An 8,128-nucleotide genomic window follows, 5' to 3' on the forward strand; every position below is an offset into this window, starting at 1 on the left:
GATCAAACTCTCCAATAAAGAGTAAGATTAGCTCATTGCTAAACTCTAGCTTTTGTATTACTTGTTTCGTTCTTTAAGAACGATTATTGTTGACGTTTATTGTTCAGTTTTCAAAGAGCAATTTATTACTCCGTCGCTGTTTGGCGACTTTTATAATGTTACCAGAAACTTAATTCTTAGTCAACACTTTTTTAAAATTATTTTTCTTCGTTACCGCTTGTCTCAGCAGCAACGAATATTAATATACCATCCTTACCATAACTATGCAACTACTTTTTTAAAGAAAAAATATTCTTATAATTCATCAAGGAAAATTATAACTAGCTATTTCCTGTTACAAGTAAACCTCGTACAGTAGATTGTATGTTGTTATCCATTTAGAAACACGTATTATCAACAACTCTCCTTACTTCTAATCTAATAAGCAAAAAAAGGACACCTCAGTGAGTGTCCTTTTTTATTAACGATGTCTCATTAACGGGAATAATAATACATCTCTTATAGAAGGAGAATTTGTCAAAAGCATAACTAGACGGTCTATACCTATACCTAAGCCACCAGTAGGAGGCATACCATACTCTAAAGCTTCTACAAAATCATCATCCATTAAGTGCGCTTCATCATTACCTTGTTCACGCTCTTTTAATTGTGCCTCAAATCTTTCGCGTTGATCAATCGGATCATTCAGCTCTGTAAAGGCATTCGCATGCTCTCTACCCACAATAAATAATTCAAAACGATCAGTGAAACGTGGATCCTCATCGTTTTTCTTAGCAAGTGGTGAGATTTCTAAAGGATGACCATAGATAAATGTTGGTTGTATTAATTTGTCTTCGATTTTTTGCTCGAAGAATTCATTTACAATATGTCCATATGTCATGTGATCATTTATTTCTACATTATGTTCTTTAGCTAAGCTTCTAGCTTCTTCTAAACTCATTTCTGGCCAGAAATCTGCTCCTGTATATTGCTTAACTGCATCTACCATATGAAGTCTTGTCCACTCTGGTTTTAAATCTACTTGATGATCTCCATAAGGGATAGTAGTTGATCCATGTAATTCTTGTGCAATATGCGCAATCATATTCTCTGTAAGACTCATAATATCTTTATAATCTGCATACGCTTCATACAATTCAATCATAGTGAATTCAGGGTTATGTCTTGTAGAGACACCTTCATTACGGAAAACACGTCCGATTTCATAAACCTTCTCTAATCCACCAACTATTAATCTTTTAAGATGTAGCTCAATTGCTATACGCATATATAACGGCATATCTAATGCATTATGATGAGTTGTGAATGGGCGTGCTGACGCTCCACCTGCAATAGAGTGCATCATTGGTGTTTCCACTTCTAAATATCCATGATCATCTAAATAACGACGCATTGATTGAATAATTTTACTACGAAGGATAAATGTATGCTTACTTTCTTCACTAGATATAAGATCTAAATAGCGTTGACGGTAGCGTTGTTCGATATCCTTTAATCCATGAAATTTGTCTGGTAATGGACGTAAAGCTTTTGTTAATAAAGTAAACGACTGAACTTTAATAGAAAGTTCCCCTACATTTGTCTTGAATAGTACACCATCAACTCCGACAATATCTCCTAAATCAACAGAGTTAAAAATCGCATATTGATCTTCACCTACATTATCCTTACGAACATATAGTTGAATTTGCCCTTCTAAATCTTGAATATGAGCAAACCCAGCTTTCCCTTTTCCTCTTTTAGTCATCACTCTTCCAGCGATAGAAACAGAAATATTCTTTTCTTCTAATTCTTCTTTTTCTAAAGAATTATATTTCGATTTCAACCCTTCAGACAAATCTGTTCTCTCAAAACGTTTACCAAATGGATCGATACCTTGATCACGTAATTCGTTCATTTTATTACGTCGCACTTGCAACTGGTCATTTAAATTTAATTCTTCATGACTCACTCTTAATCATCTCCATTAATCAATTATGTATGATTACCCTAAATAGGAATCGTTAAATTTTATACATACTATATTATTCTACACAATGTCATCGTTACAGACACTAAAAAAGCAAAAAAAGCTGTACAGTTTTTTTTACCGACAGCATTATTTTTACACATATTATAGTTATTTTAAACAATTGATAGCGAAATTTAAACAGCTTGAATAGTATTTTGTTCTTTTTCTTCCATCTCTATAACTAAAGCATATAAAAGTGTCACTAAATCCTCGCGAGTTTCACATGCATTAATCCCGTTTCGCACCTTTGCATTTCCTTTAATACCTTTTAAGTACCAAGCAGCATGCTTACGCATTTCTCTCACTGCAATATACTCTCCTTTTAAACCAATAAGACGATCTAAATGCAGAAGACATACATCTATTTTTTCACGAACGGAAGGTTCATCCATTAATTCGCCTGTTTCTAGATATTTAACCGTTCGATAAATCATCCAAGGATTACCTAAAGCAGCTCTTCCTATCATGACACCGTCACAGCCTGTTTCATCTAACATCCTTTTCGCATCTTGAGGTGTTTGAACATCTCCATTACCGATTAAAGGAATAGCAATAGACTCTTTCACTTCACGAATAATATCCCAATTCGCTTTTCCTTCATACATTTGCACACGTGTACGCCCATGTAAAGAAACTGCGGATCCCCCCGCACTTTCAATAGCTTGAGCATTTCTTACTGCATAGATATGTTCTTCATCCCAGCCCATACGCATCTTCACAGTAACAGGCTTATCTACTGCTTCTACTACTGCAGAAACCATTTGGTATATTTTATCTGGGTCTAATAACCATTTTGCTCCAGCATCACACTTCGTAATTTTCGGAACAGGGCAACCCATATTTATATCAATAATATCAGCAGTTGAATTCTTATCAACAAACCGCGCTGCTTCGACTAACGTATCTTTTTCTCCACCAAAGATTTGTAAACTTAATGGATTCTCTCGCTCATCAATATACAGCATATTCATTGTTTTCTCGTTTTTAAGGACAATCCCTTTATCACTAATCATCTCCGCACACACTAAACCAGCGCCAAACTCTTTAACAGTTAAGCGAAAAGCAGAGTTACATATACCCGCCATCGGTGCTAAGACAACTCTATTATCAATTTTTACATTTCCAATTTCAAACATGCTTTTCCTCCTCTACTTATTTACTTAGAGTTGGATCTAAGTCTTCTCTTGTTATATTCAATACATTTACAATCGATTCGATCATTTCCTCTGTCGGCATTCGATTCCCTCTTTCTATTTCTCCAAGAATAGAAACTGAAACAAGTAGTTCTCTTGCCAAACTTTCTTGTGTATATCCTTTTAATTTTCGAAAAGCCCGAATACGTCTTCCCCATTTTTCTGTTGTTTCCATACTCTTACCCCTTCTTTATCATGCAAAAGCTCTATATATTCTTTTAAAGATATGGATCTATTTGGTAATGAAAGATTTGGAGCAATCTCTAATAATGGAATAAGGACAAATAACCGTTCTTCCATTCTAGGATGTGGGATATATAACTTCTCTGATTCTATATTGTCTTGATTATATAATAAAATGTCAAGGTCAATTGTTCTTGGACCCCATCTTATTATCCTTTTTCTCCCAAGCTCTAATTCTACTTCTTGACAAAGAGCTAACAAATCAAAGGCATTTAATGAAGTAACAACCTTAATTACTATATTTAAAAATAAATCTTGCTCCTCATACCCAACTGGGTCTGTCTCATATATGGAGGAAACATTTACTACCTTAACATTTAAATGGCTATCTACTAGTTTAACTGCTTCTTCTAAAAAACGGTGACGTTCTCCTATATTAGAACCTAAAGATAGATACGCTACATTATTCATGCTCTTGTTCTCACTATTTCCACTGCAACTGATTTATAATGTCCTGGAATAGGAGGATCTGGTTTAATAACACTTACTTTAACACTAATTATTCGTTCATAGGATGACAGTAATGCCTGAGCTATTTTCTCTGAAACCGCCTCTATTAATTTATATGGCACCCCCTCAACTATTTCTTTTACATCAAAATAAAGCTGACCATAGTTAACCGAGTACTCTAAATTATCGGTTTCTCCTGCCATTCTTAAGTCCACCTCTACTTCTAAGTCCACAATAAATCTTTGTCCTAGTTTATTCTCTTCTTGAAAAACTCCATGATATCCATAGAATTCCATTTGATTTAATTTAATTTTATCCACTATATACTCCTTTCCCCATCAAAGCATCCATCATTTTAGCCATTCTAGCCATTTCTTTTACATCATGCACCCGAATAATTTGGCATCCCTTTTGTATACCAAAGCATACAGTTGCCCCTGTCCCTTCTACTCTTTCAGAAACAGGTAAATTTAAAATATTACCTATTAAAGATTTCCTAGAGGTTCCTAGCAGTACCGGATATCCTTTATTCACAAGATGATCTAATCCTCTCATCATTTTCAGGTTATATGCCAAGTCCTTAGCAAATCCTATTCCTGGATCTAGAATAATCCTATCTTTCTCCACTCCCGCTCGCAATGCAATATCTACACTCTCTTGCAGATCACTTAGAACATCCTCTAAAAAAGATTCATAATCAGTATTATCTCTATTGTGCATTAGAATAATTGGTACTTTGTACTCTGCTGCAATTTCAGCCATCTCTGAATCTTTCTTAGCACCCCAAATATCATTAATAATATGAGCTCCTGCCTTTACACTTTGCCTTGCTACTTCGCCTTTGTATGTATCAATAGAAAGCGGGATATCCACTTCTTTTCCTAATAATTCAATGATTGGAATTACCCTTTCTAACTCTTCTTCTACACTTATCTCCACATACCCTGGTCTTGTAGATTCACCACCTATATCTATGATATCTGCGCCATCCTCTACCATCTTTAAGGCCAGCATTAACGCACGATCCTTTTCGTTATATTTCCCTCCATCAGAAAAGGAATCTGGATTTACATTTAAAATTCCCATAATTATAGTCTTGTTACCATAATCTAAAGTATAAGGTCCACATTTTATTTCTTTTCTCATTTATATACCTCCTAGTTCCTTGTAGCTCCATAAATTCGGCGTATATCTTACATATTCCTCGTGAATTTTTTTTGTATATGTACCATCTATCCCTTGAAATATAGAGTTATTTATTGTTTTTATTGGAACTATCTCTTGAATAGAATTAGTGACAAACACTTCATCAGCCGATTCCATTTCCTCCTGTGAGAAAAACCCTTCTCTTATACCCAATCCTACCTTTGTTGCTAGCGTTAAAACAAACTGTCTTGTAATACCATTTAATATTCCTGTTTGTAGACTCGGTGTATAAAGAACACCTTTTTTTATCCAAAAAATATTAGAGGTAATTCCTTCTGCAACAAAACCTTCCTTTGTCAAAAATATCCCTTCTATCGAGATATCATCGCCTACTTCTCTCTTCGCCAAGATATTATTTAAGTAGTGATGTGATTTTAAACGTTGTGTACCTTCGGGAGTATTTCTCGGAAGGGTAACTACTTGCCCTGTTTTTTCCACCATTCCAGACGTTTTGGGTATAGGCTTCATATAAACAATAACATTTGGCGCCTGATATCTTTCTGTTTGTAATCCAACCATTCCATTGCCAGCTGAAACATTCCATCTCACATAAGCATTTGTAAGAGAATTTGCCTTGAGAAGAGTTGCAATTATCTGCTTTCCTTCTTCTCTACGGAAGGTCTTCTCTATATATAACTCTTGTAAGCTACTGTTTAGCCGATGCAAGTGATCGTCTAGTAAAAAAGGATGCTCTTCATATATCCGAAATGTTTCAAATACTCCTAAACCATACATAAAACCATGATCGAAAACAGAGATAAAGGCTTCTTCTTGTGGAATAACTTTTCCATTCAAATAAATATACATGTTAAGCATTGCTTCCTACTCGATAATATTGAAGAAAATTACTTAGAAGATCTAGACCAGCCTTTGTCATAATAGATTCTGGATGAAATTGTACTCCCTCGATTGGAAGTTCCTTATGTCTTATCCCCATAATCTCGCCTTCCTCTGTCCATGAAGATACCTCTAAGTTAGCCGGTAATGTTTCTTTTTTGACAATTAAGGAGTGATAGCGAGTTGCAGGGAAAGGATTAGGTAAGCCCTTATAGATTGTTTTATTATCATGATACATAAGAGAGATTTTGCCGTGCATTAAATTAGTTGCTTGAATAACATCCCCACCAAAAACCTGTGCTATAGCTTGATGACCTAAGCAAACCCCTAATATAGGGATGCTTCCAGCGAATTCATCAATAGCTTCTAAACTAATTCCTGCCTCGTTAGGTGTGCATGGCCCAGGAGAAATCATTAAATACTCTGGATTACTTGCTTTTATATCTTCTATTTTAATTTCGTCATTTCTTTTCACTATTAAGTTTTCTCCAAGAGACCCTAAATATTGAACAAGGTTATAAGTAAAAGAATCATAATTATCAATCATGTATATCACTCTATATCACCCACCTTCTCTTCTGCTAGTTCTTTAGCATTCCACAAAGCTCTGGCCTTTTTCATAGACTCTTTGTACTCATTAGCAGGAACAGAGTCAATAACAATACCAGCACCTGCTTGCACATATGCCTTATGATCTCTTACTAACATTGTTCGAATCATTATATTTAGCTCTACATCCCTGTTGAAGCCAATCCATCCTAAAGAACCAGTATAAGGACCTCTTCGAACTGGTTCCAATTCTTCTATAATTTCCATTGTTCTAATTTTCGGGGCACCAGTTATAGTTCCACCTGGGAACATACTATCGATTAAATCATATTCATCTTTATCATTCGCAAGTAAGCCTCTTACATTAGAAACAATATGCATAACATGTGAGTATTTCTCAATAACCATAAACTCATCTACTTCTACAGATCCATATTCACAAACTCTACCTAGGTCATTTCTTTCTAAGTCAACTAGCATCACATGCTCTGCTCTTTCCTTTTCACTCTCTATTAATTCATTAGCTAACTTTGCATCTTCTTCTTCATTTCTCCCTCTAGATCTAGTACCTGCTATTGGGCGAGTACTTACTACTCGTCCCTTTTTCTTCACTAAAAGCTCTGGAGATCCACTTACTAATTGAAAGTCTGGCGTATGAAAATATCCCATATAGGGAGATGGATTAAGCACTCTTAGCTCTTTATAGACATCTAATGCAGAAACATGAAGTGGTTTCATTTGCCTTACAGATAAATTAACCTGAAATACATCACCTTGAGCAATATATTCCTGAATCTTACGTACAGATTGTTGAAATTCATTATCCTCGATAGAAACCTTTACCCCCTCTGTTTTTTGCCCCTTTTGTTTAACAGGTGAATCTCGATTAATCTCTTTGCTCCAAACCTGAGCATAGGTTTCTACCTTGGCTTTTGCATTTACAAGCTGATGTTCTTCATATAAGGCGGAGATCCATAACTTCTTTTCTTCAAGATCATAAACAAACCACTCTTCAAACAACATAAAAAATATATCTGGTACATTCAAGTCATCTTCCGTATGAACAGGTAGTTTCTCTATATACCGAATATAGTCATAACTAATAAACCCTAATGCCCCTCCTTGAAAGTCAGGCAGATCAGGATCGTTTTCCACTATGTACTCACTCATCACTTTTTTCATTGTGTGAAGAGGGTTTCCCTCTATAACTGTTTTATTAGCTGTTTCTATTATTTCTAGACGATTATCCTTCCCAACCATTTTCATAACAGGGTTCATTGCAGCAATACTATACCTTCCTCCTCTACCACTCTCTAAGAGTGCATAATGGTCTTGGTTATTTGCAAGTAATAAAAACTGTTGGATAAACTGTTCGTTCGTTATAGATAATGTCTTACTGTATATTTTATAGTTCTTTTTCAACCAGTCTTCGCTCCTTACTGTCATGTCTTGTTTCATCATACATGAAGTGGTGTAAGAATGACAAAAAAATAAAAAGAAGCCACCATAAATGGGGCTTCTCAGGCTGTCGAGAAAGTCTCGACAGCTATTCTTTTTAATGATAACTTCATCTATTCACCGCGTTAATTTGATATAATATAATTATCAAACATAGGTTGGTGATTTAGATGTTAAATTC

At 35.1% G+C, this 8,128-nt stretch carries 9 protein-coding genes; all 9 read right to left on the bottom strand.

Annotation, left to right across the window (positions count from 1 at the left end; genetic code table 11):
• Window positions 1-460 precede the first annotated feature (460 nt).
• The gene (gene lysS, locus F9279_RS24275) at window positions 461-1,951 is read right to left on the bottom strand and encodes a lysine--tRNA ligase (protein WP_152116677.1); all 1,491 of its coding nucleotides are present in this window, start codon (window positions 1,949-1,951) and stop codon (window positions 461-463) included.
• A 194-nt stretch (window positions 1,952-2,145) separates the two neighbouring features.
• Window positions 2,146-3,147 (bottom strand): tRNA dihydrouridine synthase DusB, encoded by a 1,002-nt coding sequence (gene dusB / locus F9279_RS24280; protein ID WP_152116678.1) that lies wholly within the window; start codon window positions 3,145-3,147, stop codon window positions 2,146-2,148.
• Between the two features lie 16 nt (window positions 3,148-3,163).
• Window positions 3,164-3,379: a helix-turn-helix domain-containing protein gene (locus F9279_RS24285; protein ID WP_152116679.1), complete on the bottom strand. Its 216-nt coding sequence runs from the start codon at window positions 3,377-3,379 to the stop codon at window positions 3,164-3,166.
• Window positions 3,328-3,858, bottom strand: coding sequence for a 2-amino-4-hydroxy-6-hydroxymethyldihydropteridine diphosphokinase (gene folK, locus F9279_RS24290; RefSeq protein WP_152116680.1), 531 nt, complete (start codon window positions 3,856-3,858; stop codon window positions 3,328-3,330). Before folK ends, F9279_RS24285 begins: the two co-directional genes overlap by 52 nt.
• A complete protein-coding gene (gene folB, locus F9279_RS24295) occupies window positions 3,855-4,217 on the bottom strand; it encodes a dihydroneopterin aldolase (protein WP_152116681.1) in 363 nt (120 codons plus the stop codon). The genes folK and folB overlap by 4 nt, the downstream gene beginning before the upstream one ends.
• Window positions 4,210-5,043 (bottom strand): dihydropteroate synthase, encoded by an 834-nt coding sequence (folP, locus tag F9279_RS24300; protein WP_152116682.1) that lies wholly within the window; start codon window positions 5,041-5,043, stop codon window positions 4,210-4,212. The genes folB and folP overlap by 8 nt, the downstream gene beginning before the upstream one ends.
• Window positions 5,044-5,910, bottom strand: coding sequence for an aminodeoxychorismate lyase (pabC, locus tag F9279_RS24305; RefSeq protein ID WP_152116683.1), 867 nt, complete (start codon window positions 5,908-5,910; stop codon window positions 5,044-5,046).
• A gap of 1 nt (window position 5,911) precedes the next feature.
• Window positions 5,912-6,487 carry an aminodeoxychorismate/anthranilate synthase component II gene (gene pabA, locus F9279_RS24310; protein ID WP_193224706.1) on the bottom strand — a complete coding sequence of 192 codons (576 nt, stop codon included), beginning with the start codon at window positions 6,485-6,487 and terminating at the stop codon, window positions 5,912-5,914.
• A 5-nt stretch (window positions 6,488-6,492) separates the two neighbouring features.
• On the bottom strand, window positions 6,493-7,911 hold the full coding sequence (locus F9279_RS24315; RefSeq protein ID WP_226793900.1) for an anthranilate synthase component I family protein: 1,419 nt from the start codon (window positions 7,909-7,911) through the stop codon (window positions 6,493-6,495).
• Window positions 7,912-8,128: the final 217 nt, after the last annotated feature.

This window comes from Bacillus sp. B1-b2 (assembly GCF_009183415.1).
Taxonomy (GTDB): Bacteria; Bacillota; Bacilli; order Bacillales; family Cytobacillaceae; genus Niallia.